Origin of the sequence: Gemmatimonas phototrophica (genome assembly GCF_000695095.2) — a bacterium.
GTDB lineage: Bacteria > Gemmatimonadota > Gemmatimonadetes > Gemmatimonadales > Gemmatimonadaceae > Gemmatimonas > Gemmatimonas phototrophica.
The window spans coordinates 453,599-472,165 of the sequence record NZ_CP011454.1 but is presented as its reverse complement, the minus strand read 5'-3'; the positions used below and the strand labels follow the sequence as shown (position 1 = coordinate 472,165).

General features: G+C 67.1%; 11 protein-coding genes and 1 pseudogene. 4 read left to right on the top strand and 8 right to left on the bottom strand.

The window, feature by feature from the left end; all coding sequences use genetic code 11:
• Window positions 1–8: 8 nt before the first annotated feature.
• The 3 genes from GEMMAAP_RS02045 to GEMMAAP_RS02035 all read right to left on the bottom strand — a co-directional run bounded on the left by GEMMAAP_RS02045 (window position 9) and on the right by GEMMAAP_RS02035 (window position 6,314).
• The gene (locus GEMMAAP_RS02045; RefSeq protein WP_053333954.1) at window positions 9–971 is read right to left on the bottom strand and encodes a c-type cytochrome; all 963 of its coding nucleotides are present in this window, start codon (window positions 969–971) and stop codon (window positions 9–11) included.
• A 172-nt stretch (window positions 972–1,143) separates the two neighbouring features.
• Window positions 1,144–3,765, bottom strand: a complete 2,622-nt coding sequence (locus tag GEMMAAP_RS02040) for a protein kinase domain-containing protein (RefSeq protein ID WP_075071388.1) — start codon at window positions 3,763–3,765, stop codon at window positions 1,144–1,146.
• On the bottom strand, window positions 3,762–6,314 hold the full coding sequence (locus tag GEMMAAP_RS02035) for a protein kinase domain-containing protein (protein ID WP_075071387.1): 2,553 nt from the start codon (window positions 6,312–6,314) through the stop codon (window positions 3,762–3,764). The genes GEMMAAP_RS02040 and GEMMAAP_RS02035 overlap by 4 nt, the downstream gene beginning before the upstream one ends.
• A gap of 130 nt (window positions 6,315–6,444) precedes the next feature.
• Here GEMMAAP_RS02035 and GEMMAAP_RS02030 point away from each other — a divergent pair, with 130 nt between their 5' ends.
• Window positions 6,445–9,069, top strand: coding sequence for a protein kinase domain-containing protein (locus tag GEMMAAP_RS02030; protein ID WP_082820987.1), 2,625 nt, complete (start codon window positions 6,445–6,447; stop codon window positions 9,067–9,069).
• A 49-nt stretch (window positions 9,070–9,118) separates the two neighbouring features.
• On the top strand, window positions 9,119–11,782 hold the full coding sequence (locus GEMMAAP_RS02025) for a protein kinase domain-containing protein (protein ID WP_053333950.1): 2,664 nt from the start codon (window positions 9,119–9,121) through the stop codon (window positions 11,780–11,782).
• Between the two features lie 34 nt (window positions 11,783–11,816).
• On the opposite strand, the gene GEMMAAP_RS02020 is transcribed toward GEMMAAP_RS02025, so the two are convergent.
• The 3 genes from GEMMAAP_RS02020 to GEMMAAP_RS02010 form a co-directional block, all read right to left on the bottom strand.
• On the bottom strand, window positions 11,817–13,721 hold the full coding sequence (locus GEMMAAP_RS02020; protein WP_145978956.1) for a multicopper oxidase domain-containing protein: 1,905 nt from the start codon (window positions 13,719–13,721) through the stop codon (window positions 11,817–11,819).
• Window positions 13,718–16,396, bottom strand: coding sequence for a protein kinase domain-containing protein (locus GEMMAAP_RS02015; protein WP_053333949.1), 2,679 nt, complete (start codon window positions 16,394–16,396; stop codon window positions 13,718–13,720). Before GEMMAAP_RS02015 ends, GEMMAAP_RS02020 begins: the two co-directional genes overlap by 4 nt.
• 102 nt (window positions 16,397–16,498) lie before the next feature.
• Window positions 16,499–17,005 carry a CIA30 family protein gene (locus GEMMAAP_RS02010; protein ID WP_053333948.1) on the bottom strand — a complete coding sequence of 169 codons (507 nt, stop codon included), beginning with the start codon at window positions 17,003–17,005 and terminating at the stop codon, window positions 16,499–16,501.
• A gap of 185 nt (window positions 17,006–17,190) precedes the next feature.
• Here GEMMAAP_RS02010 and GEMMAAP_RS02005 point away from each other — a divergent pair, with 185 nt between their 5' ends.
• Window positions 17,191–17,421 (top strand): ribbon-helix-helix domain-containing protein, encoded by a 231-nt coding sequence (locus GEMMAAP_RS02005; RefSeq protein ID WP_145978954.1) that lies wholly within the window; start codon window positions 17,191–17,193, stop codon window positions 17,419–17,421.
• Window positions 17,421–17,831, top strand: coding sequence for a type II toxin-antitoxin system VapC family toxin (locus GEMMAAP_RS02000; protein WP_026849218.1), 411 nt, complete (start codon window positions 17,421–17,423; stop codon window positions 17,829–17,831). Before GEMMAAP_RS02005 ends, GEMMAAP_RS02000 begins: the two co-directional genes overlap by 1 nt.
• Window positions 17,832–17,840: 9 nt before the next feature.
• On the opposite strand, the pseudogene GEMMAAP_RS01995 reads toward GEMMAAP_RS02000, so the two are convergent.
• Together GEMMAAP_RS01995 and GEMMAAP_RS20460 are read right to left on the bottom strand one after the other, a co-directional pair.
• Window positions 17,841–18,383, bottom strand: a pseudogene (locus GEMMAAP_RS01995) (alpha/beta hydrolase); the annotation flags it as partial.
• A gap of 15 nt (window positions 18,384–18,398) precedes the next feature.
• The gene (locus GEMMAAP_RS20460) at window positions 18,399–18,554 is read right to left on the bottom strand and encodes a hypothetical protein (RefSeq protein WP_158514691.1); all 156 of its coding nucleotides are present in this window, start codon (window positions 18,552–18,554) and stop codon (window positions 18,399–18,401) included.
• Window positions 18,555–18,567 lie beyond the last annotated feature (13 nt).

The window sequence follows — 18,567 nt, the reverse complement described above, 5'->3', positions numbered from 1 at the left end:
GGGAACCGTCAGCGACCACCGCGGCCGACAACCGGCGGATTCGGCACCAGCGCGCCGCGCGGATTGGCGCGCGGGAGGAGCGGCGGCGGATTGAAGGCTTTGTGCCCCGCCGTGTTGTACGGCACGTCGGCGGGGGCGCCGCCCATTGGCCAGTCGTTCTCCTTGCCGGGCGAGTCTGGGCGCGGATGGGAATTGATGTACGCCGAGAGGTCGAACGCTTCCTGCGGGGTGAGCGATCCCGGTGCCGTTTGCGGCATGTTGTGCATGATGAAGCTGGCCGCCCGCTCGTGGCGCGTCATGGAGGCACCCACCGAGTACGACTTGGCCCCCCACAGGGCAGGAATGGGACCGTTCCCCTCACCATTGGCGCCGTGGCAGGTCACACAGGTCTTGGCGGTGAAAAGCGCCTCACCCCGGGCAACATCACCCACGAGCGTGTCCTTCATCGACAGAATCCCGTCGGCCCCGGCGATCTTGACGCCCACTGGGATATCCTTGGAGATAAAGGCGAGGTACGCGAGGATGTCGGTCATCTCGCGGCTCTCAGCGGGGATGGCATTGCCGGCGAGCGAGCGGGTGAAGCAGTAGTTCACACGGTCAGCAAGCGCGATGACCGTGCCCGAGCGCGGCATGTACTTGGGAAACCGCGCGTGGGAACCGGTCAGCGGCGCGGCCTCAAGCTTGAGGCCATCTTGCTGATGGCAGCTGGTACAGCGGAGGTTCGAGGTCGCGTAGTTCGGGAGGCTCTCCGGCGTGAAGCGCAGGAGATAGAGACCACGCTTGATGGAAGCCCCCATTGAATCCGCGGGGATATCGGCTTCAAGCGGCGGCTTCCAGGCCGACTCGGTAAAGACCACCGCCTTGGCGTCAGCCTTGGTGTCGGTCTTGTTGGCATCGGCAGGCGCCGAGGCCTCGCCGCAGCCCACGATCAACGTCGTGAGGGCAAACAGTGACAGGGATGGAACGCGCATATGGACTCCTGCTCGGGGGAGTGAGGCGGGGAGGGAGCGGAGGAGAAAGGCGGGAGATTCTCTATACTAGAATATAGTAATATGCTCGCCCAACCTTGGGCAAGCGAGAGAGCGACGAGCGGCCGCGAAACTGGCACGCGCCTGAGAATCCGAATGGACCTGCGCCCGCCGCCTACTGCGGACGCACCCGCTTCAGCTCCTCAAAAAACCCCTGTACCAGCACCAATTCGTCCGGCCTGTCCGCTTCACCACCCGCCGTTCGCACCGCCAGGAACCGGCCGTCGGGCGCCATCGTGACCCCGCCGCCCGAAAACAGCATTGGCGGCGTGGTGAACACCGGCTCCGCCACGCTGGGCTCGAACGCCGCGCCCGGCGCCAGGGACACGCGCATCAGCTTGCCGTCGGCGCCAGCCCAGAACAGCTCACGCCCATTCGGCGACCAGAACGGGAGCTGGCTGATGCGGCTGGTGCTGGCGACGGCGTACCTGGCGGAGCCGGCGTCGGGAAACGGTCGCACGAACAGCTGTTCGCCATTGTCCCGCGAGACATAGGCCAACCAACGACCGTCGGGTGAAAGCACCGGAGCAAACGTGATGGTTCCTTGTTCGGACGCCAGGACAACTTGGCTTGTATCGCCGGTCAGCCGACGCGCCACCACCCGGTTCGGTCGGGTCGTATAAACAATCCACGCCCCGTCGGGCGAGGCACGCGGGAAGCGGCCATCGATACCGAGCCACTGCGGTGGCTTGCTGCCATCCGCCGGCACGATGCCGATGCTGCTTCCTCCCGGTGCAGATCCCCAGATCAACAGATTCCGACTGTCTGGCATCCACGTGGACCACGTGCCCTGCGCCGCACGGATCTCGGCACCGCGATCGAGTCGCTTGACGACCACGGTTGATCCGCTGGCAGCACCCATCCCCACGGCCACGAAGCGCCCGTCCGGCGAGACCTCCGGGCTGAAAAAGGTGCCACGCCACGAAGAATCCACGGCGGTCACCACACCGGATCGCGTGATCCACACCAACTCGCTCGCTGCGGTTTGATCCGCTCCCTCGGCGTACAGGAGCGTCCCGTCACGCGCCACGGCGAAATCGATGGTATTGCCACGCTTGAGAAGCCCACCCGCCAACAGAATGGGCTCTCCACGCAACTCCAGGCGCTCGAGGTCGAACGGCGTCGCGAGGAGGGAGCCATCCGTGGTGACCGTCAGCAGATGACCGGTCTCGACGTAGAGTGCAGCCTCCGCGCGGGTGATCATTTTGTGCTTCCCCGTTCTCGCATCGAGCACACCGACCGACCGTACACCCAGCGCGAAGAAGAGCACACCGCGGCCACCGGGCAACGCCGAGGGCCGATAATGTGCCACCTCTTTCCGGCTGGTGTCGCGAACCGTCGCAATTTCCGGACTGCCGCCTGTCTCGCGAATCCGCGCGAGGCCGTCGCCCTGAAGATTGCCGTCGTAGTAGATGTAGCCATCGTCGGCCCAGCTTACCCCGGCCGGACCCACCAGGGAATCGGTCAGCACGAGGACCGGACCGCCTCCTACGGGCACGACGCGCAGCGAGCGTTTTGTCGTGCCGGACGTGAATGCGATGCGCTTGCCGTCGGGGGAGAAAGACGGATCACCGGCCCCCTCTGTCCCTGCGAGCGCCGTGCCGCGCCGTTGGTCCAATGGCCGCACCCAGAGGCGGGCGTCCGTGCCCTCGCCACTCACCCACGCCAATGTGCGCCCGTCGGGTGACAGGGTCGCCCGGCTGCCGGGCGAACCTCCCTCGGCAATCGGCGCTTCCGTCAGCGCCACGCTGAACCGCGAGACGACCGGCGTCGCGCGCGGTCGCAACCAGCCGGCCACGGCGGCCATCAGGGCGACGGCCGCCACCACCGACGCGATCAGGAAGCGTTTGTCGCGCTGCGGCGACCTACCCGACGCAGACGCGGCCGTCATGGCCGTGGTGAAACTGCGGTCGTTCAGGGCCGCACCGAATTCCTTGGCGCTCGCAAACCGATCCGCGGGCAGTTTCTCCAGCGCTTTCCCCACCGCGGCGGCCACATACGGCGGCACGGTCTTTCGGTAGGCGGTCACCGGCGCCGCCGGCTCGGTGATGATCTTCATGATGATCTGCTGCGCGCTGCCGCCCAGATGCGGCGGCTGACCGGCCAGCATTTCGTACAACACACTCGCCAGCGAGTACACATCGCTGCGCCCGGAGATTTCTTTCTCCGCAGTGGCCTGCTCGGGGCTCATGTAGTGCGGCGTGCCGAGACTCAATCCCGTCTCCGTCATGCGCCCGCCGGCCGCGGCGCTCACGGCCAGTGCGATCCCGAAGTCCATCACCATTGCACGACCGTCGTGCAGCAGGATGTTTTCGGGCTTGATGTCGCGGTGAATCACGCCGGCCCGATGCGCATAATCCAACGCGTCGGCAATTTCGCGCGTGATGCGCACGGCATCATCCACCCCCAACTGCGTCTCGCGATTCAGCGTCTCACGAATCGTCTCCCCCTGGATATAGGGCATGACGTAGTACAGAAAGCCGCCGGCCTCGCCGCTGTCGAAGAGCGGCAAAATGTGCGGATGCGAGAGCGCGGCCGTGGTCTTGATTTCCTGCACGAACCGCTCGGCGCCCAGTACCGCCGCGAGTTCGGGCTTGAGGACCTTGATGGCCACCTTCCGCTCGTGCTTGAGGTCCGCAGCGAGATAGACGGTGGCCATGCCGCCGGCCCCGAGTTCACGCTCGATGCGGTAGCGGTCGGCCAGGGCGGCGGCGAGGCGATCGGCGGCGGCGCTCATCGGGGCATTCGCGCGAGGCGCGCGAGCAGCACGTCGAAGTTGGCGATCACGGTGACCTCACCCGATCGCGTCCCCGACTCGTCCGTCTGTCGCGTCATCACGAACTGATTGCCATCGGGAAACACATCCCAGGTGGCACCCGTCTGGTCGTAGAACGGCAGTGTCCGCAGCGAGCTCACCCGCACCTCGTCATCGAACGACAGCGTCGCTTCCATCAGATTCGCGCCGTCGAGGAAATACAGCGAGCGTCCGTCCTGTGACCAGCGGGGATCGAGCGCGCTGCGCAGGGACACCTGTTGCCGCCATCCGGAGTCGGCGAGTGTCTGCACGTACAGCTGGGTGCCGGCATCGCGCTGGGTGAAGGCAAGCCAGCGGCCGTTCGGCGATACGGTCAGCTCCACTCCCCGGATGCCGGGTACGCTCCGATCCGTCTCGGCGTCTGCACCGACCGTGGCGAGTTTCAGCTGGTTCCGATCGCGGTACAGTACCTGCCGCCCATCGGAGAAGAACGTCGGGGACCCGATCCGGTCGCGGTGCAGCAGGAGTTGCTCCTCTCCCGAGCCATCGGCGCGGCGCCAGAATACGTCGCCGACCTTTCCCGTGCGGGTGTATGCGACGCGCTCACCGCCGCCGATCCAGCCCTCCAGCAGGACATCGCCCGTGTGCGTGACCTTGGTGAGCGGGCCCGCGGGCAAGCGATACACCGACAGGTCGCGCTCCCCTGTCGGTGCGAAGTGCATCACCGCGATCTGTTGTCCATCCGGGGAGACTTTCGGCGAGTTGTAGTCGCCGGCCGGAAGATTGGGGAGCACCCGCCGGTTGCCCTGCCGATCAGAGAGGACGAGCATGCCCGTCCCCCCCCCTCTCGTGGCATAGGCCAGCGTCGTTCCGCCAACACCGAACGCCAGCTGGCGCCGTTGTGGTCCGCTCGCGATGGGAATCGTTCCCTCGCCGAGTGTCTGCGTGCGCGCGTTGAAAGGCCGCGCAACCAGCTGGTTCCCGTCATTGTACAGAAGGTAGCCCGGCGGCATATAGCGGGCGGACTGCACACGATGGGCGGGAAAGAGCGGCGTCGCCGCGCGCTTCGCGATGTTGAACAGCGCGAGGGAATCTTCGAAGCCCCGGTAGCGCGTAATGAGCAGGGTCTGCCCATCCGGCAGCACATCGAGCGGCTCGTGCCGCGCGTCGGATGGGCTGTCGGCGATCAGGGTATCGATGGCGCCGCCGCTCTCCGGAATCCGGCCCAGTCCACCGCCAGCCAGCCCAAGGTACACAAAGCCGTCATTCCCCGGGATCGCCGAAGCGCCAACCCCAGGCCTCGCGAGCACCTGCGGTGCGCCGGCAGGCAAGCCCGCCGTGATCAGATCGCCCATGATCGTGACGCCCACCAGCGACCGGCCATCGCGCGTGATCCTCGGCGGTATGACCTGAAACGGCAGCGGCACGAGTGTGTCGTGATCGAGGGCACGATACCGCATCACCCCCAGTTGCTGCAGTCCGAACAGTACGAACCCTCCGTCCGGCGAGACGTCGACATCCTCTACCATCGCCTGCGCATCGATGATGAACTTCGTCACCGGGCGCTCCACGGCTGGCGGCTTTCGCAGCCACCCGGCGAGTGCCAGCAAGGCGAGGAGGGTCGACGTTGCGCCGAGTGCGAGGACGGCGCCGCGACGCTTCAACGGCGTGGCGGCGACGACCCTGGCGCCTTCGGCGAAGTGAACATCGGCGAGCGCTTCGGCAAAGGCCTTCGCGCTGTCGAAGCGATCGGCCGGGAGCTTTTCCAGCGCGTGGCCCAGCGCCGCCGAGACATGCGGCGGCACCGCCTTGCGCAGCGCCGTCGCCGGCTGCACCGGTTCGGCGATGATCTTCATGATGATCTGCTGCGCCGAATTCCCCATGTGCGGGGGCTCACCCGTCAGCATCTCGTAACACACGCTGGCCAGCGAGTAGATGTCGCTGCGCCCCGTGATGGCTTTGTCGGCTGTGGCCTGCTCGGGGCTCATGTAGTGCGGCGTGCCCAGACTCAGCCCCGTCTCCGTCATGCGCCCGCCCGCCGCCGCGCTCACCGCCAGCGCGATGCCGAAATCCATCACCATCGGGCGGCCATCGTGCAGCAGAATGTTTTCGGGCTTGATGTCCCGGTGGATCACCCCGGCCCGGTGCGCGTAGTCCAGAGCATCGGCGATCTCGCGCGTGATGCGCACCGCCTCGTCCACGCCGAGCTGCGTCTCCCGGTTCAGCCGCTCGCGGATCGTCTCGCCCTGGATGTAGGGCATCACGTAATACAGGAAGCCGCCCGCCTCGCCGGAATCGAACAGCGGCAGGATGTGCGGATGACTCAGCGCCGCCGTCGTCTTGATCTCCTGCACGAAGCGCTCGGCGCCCAGCACCGCCGCGAGTTCGGGCTTGAGGACCTTGATGGCCACCTTCCGCTCGTGCTTGAGGTCCGCAGCGAGATAAACGGTGGCCATGCCGCCGGCCCCGAGCTCCCGCTCAATGCGATAGCGGTCGGCGAGGGCGGCAACGAGACGGTCGGGGATGGGCATGCGGTAAAAGTCGCGCTCGCCAACACACGACGCCAGCGTAAGGCGTGTGCGTCGCGCGTGAACGAAACGTCAGCATGGTGACGGCGGAGCTCGTCGCGCGAGGTCCCTCGGCGGCATAGCTTCCGCCTTTATGAGTCAAATTCCCGAACGATTGATGGCCGCCCTTGTCGACCGCTACCGCATTGAGCGGGAGTTAGGCGCGGGCGGCATGGCTACGGTCTATCTCGCGCACGACCTTCGCCACGAACGCGAAGTCGCCATCAAGGTCCTCCACCCGGACCTCGGCGCCGCGCTCGGCGCCGAGCGCTTCCTGGCCGAGATCAAGGTCACCGCCAAGCTGCAGCACCCGCACATCCTGGGGCTGATCGATTCGGGCGTGGCCGACGGGCTGCTGTACTACGTCATGCCCTTCGTGGCTGGGGAGACGCTGCGCGCCCGGATGCAACGGGAAGGGCAACTGCCGGTGGCAGACGCCGTGCGGCTGGCGAGCGAAGTGGCCGGCGCGCTCGACTTCGCCCACCGCCAGGGCATCGTCCACCGTGACATCAAGCCCGAGAACGTCCTCCTTCAGGACGGACGCGCACTCGTTGCCGACTTCGGCATCGCCCTCGCTGTCCAGAGTGCGGGCGGACAGCGCATGACGCAGACCGGCCTTTCGCTCGGTACCCCGCAGTACATGAGCCCCGAGCAGGCCACTGGCGAACGGATTGTCGATGCGCGCGCCGATGTCTACGCGCTCGCCGTCGTGACCTACGAGATGCTCGTGGGCGAACCGCCCTTTACCGGTCCGAGCGTGCAGGCCGTGGTGGCACGATTGCTCTCCGAGCAACCGCGCGCCCTCGCGACGCAGCGTAAGGCCGTGCCTCCCCACGTCGAAGCGGCCGTGATGCAGGGGCTCGAGAAGCTCGCCGCCGACCGCTTTGCGACGGCCGCCGAGTTCGCCGAGGCGCTGCAGGGCAAGGGCGACACGAGCAGCGGTGGGCGATACATCACCGCGAGCGCAGCGGCGCCAAGCACGCGCCGTAGGTGGATGGAGCGCGCGGCGTGGATCACCATGGTCGGCGCCGTCGGGGTGTTCGCGTGGACCAGAGCGCAGCCCCCCACGCCGAGCGAGGCACCGGTGCTCCGCCTGCCCATCGACGCGCCGGCCGGCGAACGTTTCATGACCGGCGGCTTCCCCATCGTCATCTCGCCGCAGGGCGACCGTGTGGCGTACGTGACGCAGGGGACGGCGGGATACGCCACGATCGTCCAGCGCCTGGACTCGCTCGATGCCCGCGTGCGCCTCGCGCCGCGCGCGCTGCGGTGGTACGCCTTCTCACCCGACGGCCGCGAGCTCGTCTACAACGAGGGCTACGACATCTACCGCACCGCCGCCACGGGCGGAACGCCCTCACTGCTCGGCGGCACCGGCGGGTGGGACATCATGGGCCTCGCGTGGATGGCCGACGGCACCGTGCTCATCGGAAGCTATAACGGCCTCAGTACCATCCCCGCGCGCGGCGGGGCGGTCACTCCGCTCACGGACTCGACAGCATCGCAACCCGCATTCCATCCCGTTGTGCTGCCGGACGGGAAGACGGTGATCGTGGGGACGGCGAACGCGGCGCCCAAGGGGAACCTCGTGGCGATCACCCTCGCCACCGGAGCGGTCACCGAACTACCGCTCCCGGGTCGGGTCGCGATCGGGATGGTGGACGATCACCTCGTCTACCTCGGTCTCGGTGGGGACATCACCGCCGCGCGCTTCGACGCGGCCTCGCTCAAGGTCCTCGGCGACCCGGTGACGCTCGTCGGATCGGTGGGTGCCGCCGGCCTCAGCCCTCAGGGGACGCTGGCCTACATCGCCGGCAACGCGTCGTCACAACTGGTCCTCGCGAGCGGCACGTCGCGAATCACGATCCGGCCCGACAGTGCGATCCACACCGATCCGCGCTTCTCGCCCGACGGCCGTCGCCTGGCGGTCGTGGTGGGCGGCAAGGATGGCACCGACATCTGGGTGCTCGATCGCGCTGCCGGCACATTCTCGCGGCTCACCACGATCGGCGTCGCGTCCGCACCGGAGTGGTCGGCCGATGGCCGACGCGTCATCTACAAGGCATTGATCGGCGGCGACGGGCGGATTTTCTCGGTCGCCGTTGACGGCAGCGGGAGCACCGACACGCTCTTCAATTCGTCACGCGACCTGAAGGGCAACGGCGAGGTGAACGAGGCGCTGCTCTCCCCTGACGGCCGCTGGCTCGTGATCCGCACCGCCCCCAGCGCCGGCTATCCGCGCGACATCTACGCCATGGACCTCTCCGGCGACCGCACCTTACGCCCGATCGCCGTCGGGCCGAGTTCGGAGATCATGCCGCGCCTCTCGCGCGACGGGAAGTGGCTCGCCTACCAGTCCGACGTGAGCGGCCGCGCCGAGATCTACCTGCGCCCTTTTCCCGGCGACGGCCCGCGCGTGCAGGTGAGTGACGCCGGCGGAAGCGAGCCCCTTTTCGACGCCAGCGGTCGCACCCTCTACTATCGCGGCCCTGGCGGCATCGTCGCCGCGTCGCTCACCGCGGGCCCCGACGTGCGCGTCAGCGCGCGACGCCTCGCGCTGTCCTTGCAGGGCGTCGCCGATCCTACGCATCCGTCGTATGACGTAACGCCCGACGGCACGCAGTTCCTCATCCTCCAGCCAACGAGCGGGGAAGCGAGAGGAGTGCTGGTGAGCAACTGGGCGCGGGAGTTGCGACGGAGACTGATGGAGGCGCGCTGACGGCGGCGTTGGTCGCGAGAGCGGCCTCGGCGGCATAGCTTCCGCCATTATGAGTCCCATTCCCGAACGATTGATCACCGCCCTCGCCGACCGCTACCGCATTGAGCGCGAGTTGGGCGCGGGCGGCATGGCCACGGTTTATCTCGCACAGGACCTCAAGCACGATCGCCTGGTGGCGGTCAAGGTGCTCAAGCCGGAGTTGGCGGCGGTGCTCGGCGGTGAACGATTCGTAGTGGAGATCAAGACCACGGCGAGCATGAGCCATCCGCATATCCTGCCGCTGTTCGACAGCGGTACGGCGGATGGGTTCCTGTTCTACGTCATGCCGTTCATTGACGGAGAGACGCTGCGCAGCAAGCTGGATCGCGAGACCCAGCTGGGCATCGACGATGCGGTGCGCATCGCCCGCGAGGTGCTGGATGCGCTCGACTACGCGCATGCGCGCGGCGTGATCCACCGCGACATCAAACCCGAGAACATTCTGATGCAGGGCGGGCGCCCGCTCATCGCGGATTTCGGTATCGCGTTGGCAGTGAGCGCGGCCGCGGGCGGGCGTATGACCGAAACGGGGCTCTCGCTCGGGACGCCGCACTACATGAGCCCCGAGCAGGCCACCGCGGAGAAGGAAATCTCCGGGCGCAGCGACGTATACTCGCTGGCGAGCGTGCTGTATGAGATGCTCTGCGGCGAGCCGCCGCACATGGGCAACTCGGCGCAGCAGATCATCATGAAGATCATCACCGAGCCGGCCGCGGCGGTGACGAAGTATCGCAAGTCCGTGCCAGGCAACGTGGCGGCAGCGGTGGCGAAGGCGTTGGAGAAGCTGCCGGCCGATCGTTTCGAAAGCGCCAAGGCGTTTGCAGAGGCGCTGGGGAATCCGGCGTTTGCGCTGGCCGCGACGGCGGCGGTGGGCGGTGCGCAGGCCTCCCCTGAGGGGCGCAGTAGACGGCTGGCCACGGTGGTAGCGTCGGTGGTTGCCGTGCTGGCGCTCGGCGCGGCGGCGGCCGGCTGGATGCGCACGATGCCCGAGGAGCCGTTCCGTCGGTACGACCTGACCCTCGGTACGCTACAGATCTCAGGGACCAACGATATCGCCATCTCCCCCGATGGCCGGACGCTCGCCCTGTCGGCCCGCGAGGGGAGTGACGGGACGGCGATCTACGTGCGCACCCTCGACGTGGACCTTGGCTTCCGCAAGCTGGCCGGGAGCGAGAGCGGGCTGTTCCCCACGTTCTCTCCCGACGGACAGTGGCTCGCTTTCCAACGCACCTCCGATCGCTCGCTCGTGAAGATCCCCGTGGGCGGTGGCGGCGCGGTGACGGTGGTCCCGGCGGGCAAGCTCGATCCGATTCTCCCGCAGTGGGGCCATCCCGATACCATCGTCTTCACTGGGCCGACGGGGGTGTTCCGGGTGCCGGCCGCGGGCGGTCCCGTCGTGCCGATGCCGAAGGTCAAAAGTTCGTCGATCTTTGCGCTCCCCGATGGCGCCGGCCTGCTCTTCGCGGAAAACGACCAGGTGTCGTACTACGACTTCGCGAAGGACTCGGTGAGCGTGGTGCTTCCAGTCGGTGATGCGCCCATGTATGCGCCGTCCGGGCACCTGCTCTTTGTGTCGCCGGAGGGGGGGCTGTTTGCCGTCGCCTTCGATCTGGCAACACATATGGCGACGGGGACGCCGGTGCGAGTGCTCGAACGGGTGGGCAGGACCGGTCTGGCGCGCGGCTACGCGATGTCGCAGAACGGCGTTGTGGTGCAGCGCGACGCTGCCGCCAACATCGGAGGCCTCAACGTACCGGTGCTGGTCACGTTGGGCGGCGCCCATGACACGTTGCGGTTGCCGACGGGCCGGAGAACGAACCTGCGGTTCTCGCCCGACGGGCGCGCGCTGGCGATGACGGTCGGCTCGGCACAGCGGAGCGGCGACTCCGAGATCTTCACGCTGGACGTGAATACCAGGACGTACACACAACTGACGTTCGACGGCGATCGCGACAGTCCGGTGTGGTCGCCGGACGGCCAACGCATTGCATTCATGACGCGTGCGGACTCCAATCCGGCCGCTGAAGACCTGTTCATCACGTTCGCTGACAATCACGCGCCGGCGCGCCGAATCACTACGCTCAGGTCGCGCGAGATCATCGCCGACCAGTGGCTCGACGATACGCTGCTGCTGTTTACCAGCCTCTCGCCTGAGCGGCGGAGGGACATCCTCTTCATGCGCCCAGACAGCGGAAGCACCCCGGTGCCCTACTTGCGGTCACCGGAGAACGAGTTCGAGTCGCGGGTCTCGCCTGATCGTCGGTTGCTCGCCTACACCTCCACTGAAGGCGGAGGCGATCTGTCCGTGTGGCTCCGCGACTTCCCCACGCCGGTGGGCAAGTGGGCCGTGTCGAGAGGTTTGTCGCGCGCACCACGCTGGTCACCGGACGGGCGGTATCTGTATTACTGGCGGCCCTCGCCGCAGCTGGACTCGCTCTATCGGGTGCGCGTGGATCGCACGCCGTCCGTAGTCATACAAGCACCCGAGTTCGTCGTCGCGCTGGATGTGGATGGCGTCTGGAACTGGGACCTGCACCCGGACGGCAAGCACTTCGTCTACACGGCGCCGGTACAGACGACCGTCGCCGGTGGTGGAGCGGCCGCAGTGCGGTATTTCATCCTGCAGGGGTGGTTCGGAGAGCTGCGTCGGCTGACCGCGTCGGGCGGCAAATGACGGCGTGATTCGTGAGGCGGGCGCGCCCCCCGCCTCACGGGCGCGCCACCACGCGGATAGTCTGCTGCCCCAGCAGTCTGCCCGACGCGAGCCGGATCTCCAGGCGGTACTCGCCCGGCGCGCTCGGTGAGAAGAGGACGTCGTACGTCTCGCCGATGCTCACCGCCTGACGGGCCGGTACGCTGATGCGCTGTGCCTCGGGCAGGTCGACCGCGTCCTTGGCGTGTCGGGTCCATTCCGTGAGCGTCGAATCCGCGCGCACCAGCTGCCAGCGCGCGCTCGAGCTCCCGGTCGTCACGTTGATGAACCGCATCCGGTGCGTCACACCAGCCGCGATATCGAGCGTGGGCGAGACCTTCGCCCCGTTGAGCATGGGCCCCGAGTCGCGGAGTGTGCCCAGCACGAATACATGGTCACGCGAGGCGTCCCAGGTTGCACCAGCCGGCAACACGATCATGGCCCCGTACAGGCCGCGCTGCTGCTGCCGCACCTCCATCAAGTGCGTGTGGTAGATAAACGTCCCCGCGCGCGGTGGGGTCATGTACGCGTCAAAGCTTTCGCCCGGCGCCACCGCTGGCGTGCGCTTGCCCGGTGTTCCGCCCAGCCCGACCACGCCATCATAGAGATTCTCGAGCTCCATGCCGTGCCAATGAATGGCCGTGTGTTCGCCCGACCGGTTGCGCACCCGCACCGTGGTGGGCTCGCCCTGATGCAGCAGCAGCATGCCACCCGGGCCGGCGCGCACTTCGGGCTGCGACACGGTGGCCCCATCGGTCACCGTTGGAGAGAACGCCGGCATCATATCGCCCGCGACGGAATCGCGCGGCACGTCGAAGGTGATCACCTTGCGCGGCGCGGTCGGCAGGGTCCAGCCGCGCGGCGGCGGCACCGTGATGGTCATGAAGAGCCCGCCCATCTCCTGCTCCACGTGCCGGTTCGGATCCCCACCATGGGGATGCAGGAGCCTCGCGTCGTACTCCGCCGGCGACAACGAATCGCTGCCGAAGCCGATGTTCTGCATCACGTGCGAGGTGAAATGGCAATGCATCAACCAGGTGCCGGGGCGATCGGGCATCCAGGCCATCGCCATCGTGGCGCCGGACGGCACGAGCTCGGTGGCCACCATGCGCTCGGCGTCCGGCGCGAGCGTGGTGTCGCGCCAGGGCCCGCCGCGCGCCACCACGCGGAAATAGGTGCCGTGCAAGTGCATCGGATGCGCGTCCCACGACGCGTTCAGCACCCGATAGCGGAGCGAGTCGCCCACCGCGCCTGTGAGTCGCTGCGTGAAGGGCCACGGTCGGCCGTTCACGATCCAGATCGGTTCGCGCTCCGTGCTGACCCGGCCCAGCGAATCGCGGCCATGGAACGACGAGCTGATGACGAAGACCGCGTCCCGCCGCCGCTGGTCCGGTGGATCGACGATGATCGCGCCCGCCAGGTGCGCGTCATCACCGCGCAGGTTCTTGAGCGTCAGACCGGCGAAGGTGCCATGATAGAACCGCGTGCCTGACTGGTCGGCGATCGATCGCACGGTGCCGCTCGCGCCCGGTGCGAGCACGAGCGAGTCCGTGGGATTGGCGGAGAGTCCGCGCAGCACGACAATGCTGTCGCTGCCGTTGCGCACGGTGATCGCGAGCCTGGTGCCGGCGCTGACGCGCACGAGCGGCCCCGGCAAGCGGAGCGGCTGTCCCGGCTCGGCGAAGGCCAGCATCCGCGTACCGGGACGATCAGGTCCGTTGGGGCGCCAGAGGCCGCGGCGGATCTCGAACGTTACCTCGCGAACGCCGGCACGATCGCGCCCGGCCGCGACGGAGTTGTCGTGGTATCCGATAGCCGGCAGTGTGTCAGACGCTGCCGCGCTCCCGCTGCGCAACGCGAAGAGCGCGGGCAGGGCGAAGGCGATGGCAGAAGTGTAGGAGCGGCTGGTTCGGGAGATCACCGACGCACCGTGTCCTGCGCCGCCACCTTGGCGCGCACGTCCACGACCCAATTCTGAATCACGTTGAGATGCGTCGTGGGGCGCCTGGGTGGGCCCAGGAGCACCAGGTGCCGACGGCCATCCCGCGAGATGTCGTGCGATCGGTCAAGCACGTTGGCGTACGGCCCGCGGAACACCGGCGCGGCACGACCGAACTCGGTTTGCGCGCCCGTTGGCACGGACACCCCGTACCACTCCGTTCCCGCCCGATAGAACAGTTTATCTCCACGTGGCGACCACACGGGCTCTTCGCCAAACCCCAGTGAGACCTTGCGGCGCTCTCCGCGCCGCGCCGTGGGAGCGACGTAGATGTCATACTGCCCCGCCTCATTCGACGTATAAGCAATCCATCGACCATCCGGCGAGACCGTGGGTCCCCACGCTGTCGGAAACGAATCCAGCGAAACAGGCGGCTGGCCCTTGGTCAACGGGAAAATCCAGGCGCCACGCCCGAAGCCTTTGGTGCCCACCGCGATCGTGGTATCGGGCGCAATGCCCGACACTTCCCACCCCACCCCCAACGTGTCGCGCTCGCCGGCACTTTCCACCAACTGGCGGACCGCGATGATGGGCGTTCCGGGAGCGAGGGCATACTCGTTGAACACGATGCGCCGGGAGTCCGGCCACCACGACGGCGACCGTACGAAGCCCTGCGTTCGCACCTTCACCCGGGCGCGTTGCTGGAGGTCGTATACCCAGAGTTCATTCGCGAGGCTGGTTGATTCCACGATTACGGCCAATCGGCGACCATCGGGTGACAGCGAAAACGTGCCGTAGCGTTGCGTACTAAAGCCAAGGCTGTCGACGGCGCCGTCCGGAGTGACCCACACCAGCGCGCTGCGATCGGCACCGTCGCTCGGCGCGTACACCAGCATCCCCGTGTTCGCGACGGCGTAATGCGCCACGCCACTGAGCACCTCGACCGGACGGCCGCGCACACCCAGAGTGGAGGGGTCGAACGCAACCGCCATCATCCCGGCCGACGTGACGAAGGTCAGGTAGCCGGAGGGCAAGAGCCCGGGCTGCGTGCCTCGCAACGGCAGGTCGGAGCCGAGTGAGTCGGCAGCCTTCGGCCCCGACATGGTGATGGCCACGAGAGCACCGCTTACCAGATTCACGGCATAGACGCCAGGCGGCACGGCCAGCCCTGCCGCCCACACGAGGGCGTGCTGTCCATCGGCCAGCAGCTGCGGTGACTGGCGATTGGCACGGGAGGGATTGGGGATGGGCGCAATGGTGCCACCTGACTCCGGTACCCAGCCCAGCACGTCCCCTTCTCGTGCGGCCACCAGGATGCGCCCGTCACGGCTCCAACTGGCACCCTCCATTTCGGGAACCGTGGCCAACAACACCGCCGTGCCACCGTCAATGGGCACCTTGCGCAACTCGTTGCCGACGAAGAACGCCACCCACCTGTTGTCCGGCGACAGCATCGGCGCGTAAGCGCCCTCCGTACCCTTGATCGGTTCCGTCGTGAATCGATTGAGATCCCGGCGATAGAGCTGTACGCCGCTCGCGCTACTTGCGGCGTACACCAGCAGCCGTCCGTCTGCCGACAAGGCAATCGCCTCGACCCCACTGCCGAGCGGGCCGATATTGGCAAGCGACGTGGAGTCAGCCAGCGCGACATTCAAGTACGTGGCGCTCGCTTGCTCGTCATCCGGTCCGCTCGTGCCGCGCCACGACCAGGCGGCGAGTGCCAAGCCGGCTGCGCCGACCGCCCAGCCCAGCACTCCCCATCGAGCGACGGCGGAGCGGGATGATGCGCCGCCACGCACCCCCCGGGACTGAGCGTTCGAGAAAACATCCGTAAACGCCGGATTGCCGAGCGCCTCCGCAAAAGCCTTCGCCGTCTCGAAGCGATCGGCCGGCAACTTCTCCAACGACTTGGCCACCGCCGCCGCGACATTCGGCGGCACCGACTTGCGGTACACCGTCACCGCTTCGGCAGGCGTGGTGATGATCTTCATGATGATCTGCTGCGCACTCGCGCCGGTGAACGGCGGATTGCCCGTGAGCATTTCGTACAGCACACTGCCAATCGAATACACGTCGCTGCGCGCCGAGATTTCCTTCTCGGCCGTGGCCTGCTCGGGGCTCATGTAGTGCGGCGTGCCGAGACTCAGCCCCGTCTCGGTCATGCGCCCACCCGCGGCGGCGCTTACCGCCAGCGCGATGCCGAAGTCCGCTACCATGGGCCGGCCGTCGTGCAACAGGATGTTCTCCGGCTTCACATCGCGGTGCACGATGCCGCGCGTGTGCGCGTAGTGCAGCGCATCGGCAACATCACGCGCGATCCGCACCGCGTCTTCCACACCCAGTTGTGTTTCGCGATCGAGCTTGGCGCGCAACGTTTCGCCGTCGATGAACGGCATCACGTAAAACAGGAATCCATCCGCCGCGCCGCTGTCAAAGAGCGGCAATATGTGCGGATGCTGCAGCGCCGCGGTGGTCTTGATCTCCTGCACGAAGCGCTCGGCGCCGAGCACGGCGGCGAGTTCGGGCTTGAGCAACTTGAGCGCCACCTGGCGATCGTGCTTGATGTCCTCGCACAGGTACACGGTGGCCATGCCGCCTTCGCCGAGCTGGCGAACGACACGGTAGCGGTCGGACAATGCCGCGCTCAGGCGCTGCATCGGCGTCGGGTTATCGCTCAAAGTATTTCCGGATCGTGAACAGAGAAGAGGCGGTCATTGCCGATAATATGGCGCGCCTCTGCTCACGATGGAGCGACACCGCTACTCGGTACCCGCCCCGTACGACCGCACGTAGTCCACTTCCAGGCGAAAGGCGCCATCCTTCCCATCGGCCATGTACAACCCCATGCCGCGGATGCGCGCCACATTGATGGGCGGGGCGTTCACCTCCCGCCCGAAAATCGTGCTTCGTAGCACACTGAATGGCACGCGCACCAACGTCCATTCGGCCGACGTCGCAAACGGCGCCCGCCGCGAGACCGTGCGGCCATAGGCGCGCTCGCCGTCGTCGAGCTCCACCTCGAACTGGCGGCCGCTGCCTCGTACGCGGAGTTCGATGCCAACCTGCCCGGTGAGGTCCACGGCGCGCCGCGCCCGCACCGAGGTAAAGCCGCCCCCCTGTGTGACCAGCGTGCCTGTGAAGCGCAAAGCGCCCTGCTCAACAGCCACGAACCCCGCCGAGCGGCCACCCATGACCCCGTCGTTCACCACAGCCCAGTTGGCTTCGTCGGCGCGGTCGAAAGTGAAGAGCGTGACCGGCGCTGGCATGGACACGGGGTCCGCGACGGGGCGGCGAGGCCCGGCGGATGCGCCAAGCGCCAACGTCAGGACTGGCAGAAGGAGAAGGAGTCGGGAGCGTACCGTGGTATGCATACAGCGAGAAGTCGGCGCCGGAGGAACGGGTTCCCATCCGCGAGTTTGACATAGTCATGCATATACAGCATACATATGGCATGAAGCGCACTACCGTGTTCTTTGACGACCAGATGATGCTCCAGCTGCAGCGGGCCGCGCAGCGTACGGGCGTGAGCACGGCGTCGCTCGTGCGTGAGGCCGTCGCGATGTACCTCGCCGTCCCGGGGGCGACGTCGCCGCTGCCGTCTATCGCGGGTCAGTTTTCCAGCGGTAGGAGCGACACGTCCGAGCAGGTGGACACCCTGCTCTGGAAGGATCCGCACGGCTGATGGTCATTGCCGACACGGGGCCCTTATATGCGCTGATCGATCGCAGCGATGCGTGGCACGAGCGCGTGACCGCGTGGTGGACGGCACAGGCGCGTCACATTCGCGTGCCCATCACCGTGCTACCCGAAGTGTGCTACTTGCTGCAAACGCGCATCAGCGCGCAGGCGGAGCAGGCGTTCGTGCGAGCGGTGGCCAACGGCGAGCTGATTGTCGAACCGGTGGAGTCGGACGACGTGATGCGTGCATCGGCCCTGATGCGCGAGTATATCGATGTCCCGTTGGGCTTCGTGGATGCGACGGTCATTGCCGTTGCCGAACGACTCGGTGCGCGCGAGATCTTCACCACCGACCGGCGTCATTTCAGTGCGGTACGCACGAACGGAAGCCGCTTGGTGTCGTTGGTGCCGTAGCGCGGCGTCTCAGCGTGCGGCGAACACCGCGCGATAAAACGCAAAGTTCCGATCGCCGAGCCCCTCGAGGAGCGTCATGGTATCGTGCCCCACATTGTACACGTCGCGCAGGATCTGCGCCCGTTCGGCGGGATTTCCCGTCGCGCGTGGCCCATTGAAGTCGAGATCCAGCGGGCCCGCCGCGAACATGGTCATCGCGCCAAACACCTTGGGGTAGCGCAGTCCCCATCGTGACGCGCCAAGCCCGCCCATGCTGAACCCTTCCAGCAACCGCCCGTCGCGCGTGGCCAGTGTGCGAAAGGTCGCGTCAACGTGCGGCACCAAGTCGCGCACCACCATGGACTCCATGGGGACGCGTCCGTCTTTGGAATCGGCCCACATGCTCGACGCCATGCCGTCGGGGAACACCACGAGCATAGGCGGAATGCGTCCCGCGCGAATAGCGTCGTCGAAATACGCCGTGAGTATGGCGATGCCCCCGAGTCCTCCTCCGCTGCCGTGCAGCCAGTAGAGCACCGGGAAGCGTCGTGCCGCGTCGCTGTCGTATTGCGGCGGCGTGTAGACGTGTTAGCTCACGGTGGCGCGCGCAATCACACTGGAGAAGGTGCGATACTGCACGCGCGGCGCGCTGATGGCGGTGGTGGTCCACACGACTGGCGGCGGCACGGGGGCAACCGGGGATGATGCCGCTCCGGCGCCGCAGCCGCACAGCGTGAGCAGCACCAGGGAAAGGGAT

What these genes read in the sequence shown, in the direction of transcription:
- GEMMAAP_RS02045 (WP_053333954.1), bottom strand. Translation starts at nt 971, where the DNA reads ATGCGCGTTCCATCCCTGTCACTGTTTGCCCTCACGACGTTGATCGTG.
- GEMMAAP_RS02040 (WP_075071388.1), bottom strand. Translation starts at nt 3,765, where the DNA reads ATGAGCGCCGCCGCCGATCGCCTCGCCGCCGCCCTGGCCGACCGCTAC.
- GEMMAAP_RS02035 (WP_075071387.1), bottom strand. Translation starts at nt 6,314, where the DNA reads ATGCCCATCCCCGACCGTCTCGTTGCCGCCCTCGCCGACCGCTATCGC.
- GEMMAAP_RS02030 (WP_082820987.1), top strand. Translation starts at nt 6,445, where the DNA reads ATGAGTCAAATTCCCGAACGATTGATGGCCGCCCTTGTCGACCGCTAC.
- GEMMAAP_RS02025 (WP_053333950.1), top strand. Translation starts at nt 9,119, where the DNA reads ATGAGTCCCATTCCCGAACGATTGATCACCGCCCTCGCCGACCGCTAC.
- GEMMAAP_RS02015 (WP_053333949.1), bottom strand. Translation starts at nt 16,396, where the DNA reads ATGCAGCGCCTGAGCGCGGCATTGTCCGACCGCTACCGTGTCGTTCGC.
- GEMMAAP_RS02010 (WP_053333948.1), bottom strand. Translation starts at nt 17,005, where the DNA reads ATGCCAGCGCCGGTCACGCTCTTCACTTTCGACCGCGCCGACGAAGCC.
- GEMMAAP_RS02005 (WP_145978954.1), top strand. Translation starts at nt 17,191, where the DNA reads ATGAAGCGCACTACCGTGTTCTTTGACGACCAGATGATGCTCCAGCTG.
- GEMMAAP_RS02000 (WP_026849218.1), top strand. Translation starts at nt 17,421, where the DNA reads ATGGTCATTGCCGACACGGGGCCCTTATATGCGCTGATCGATCGCAGC.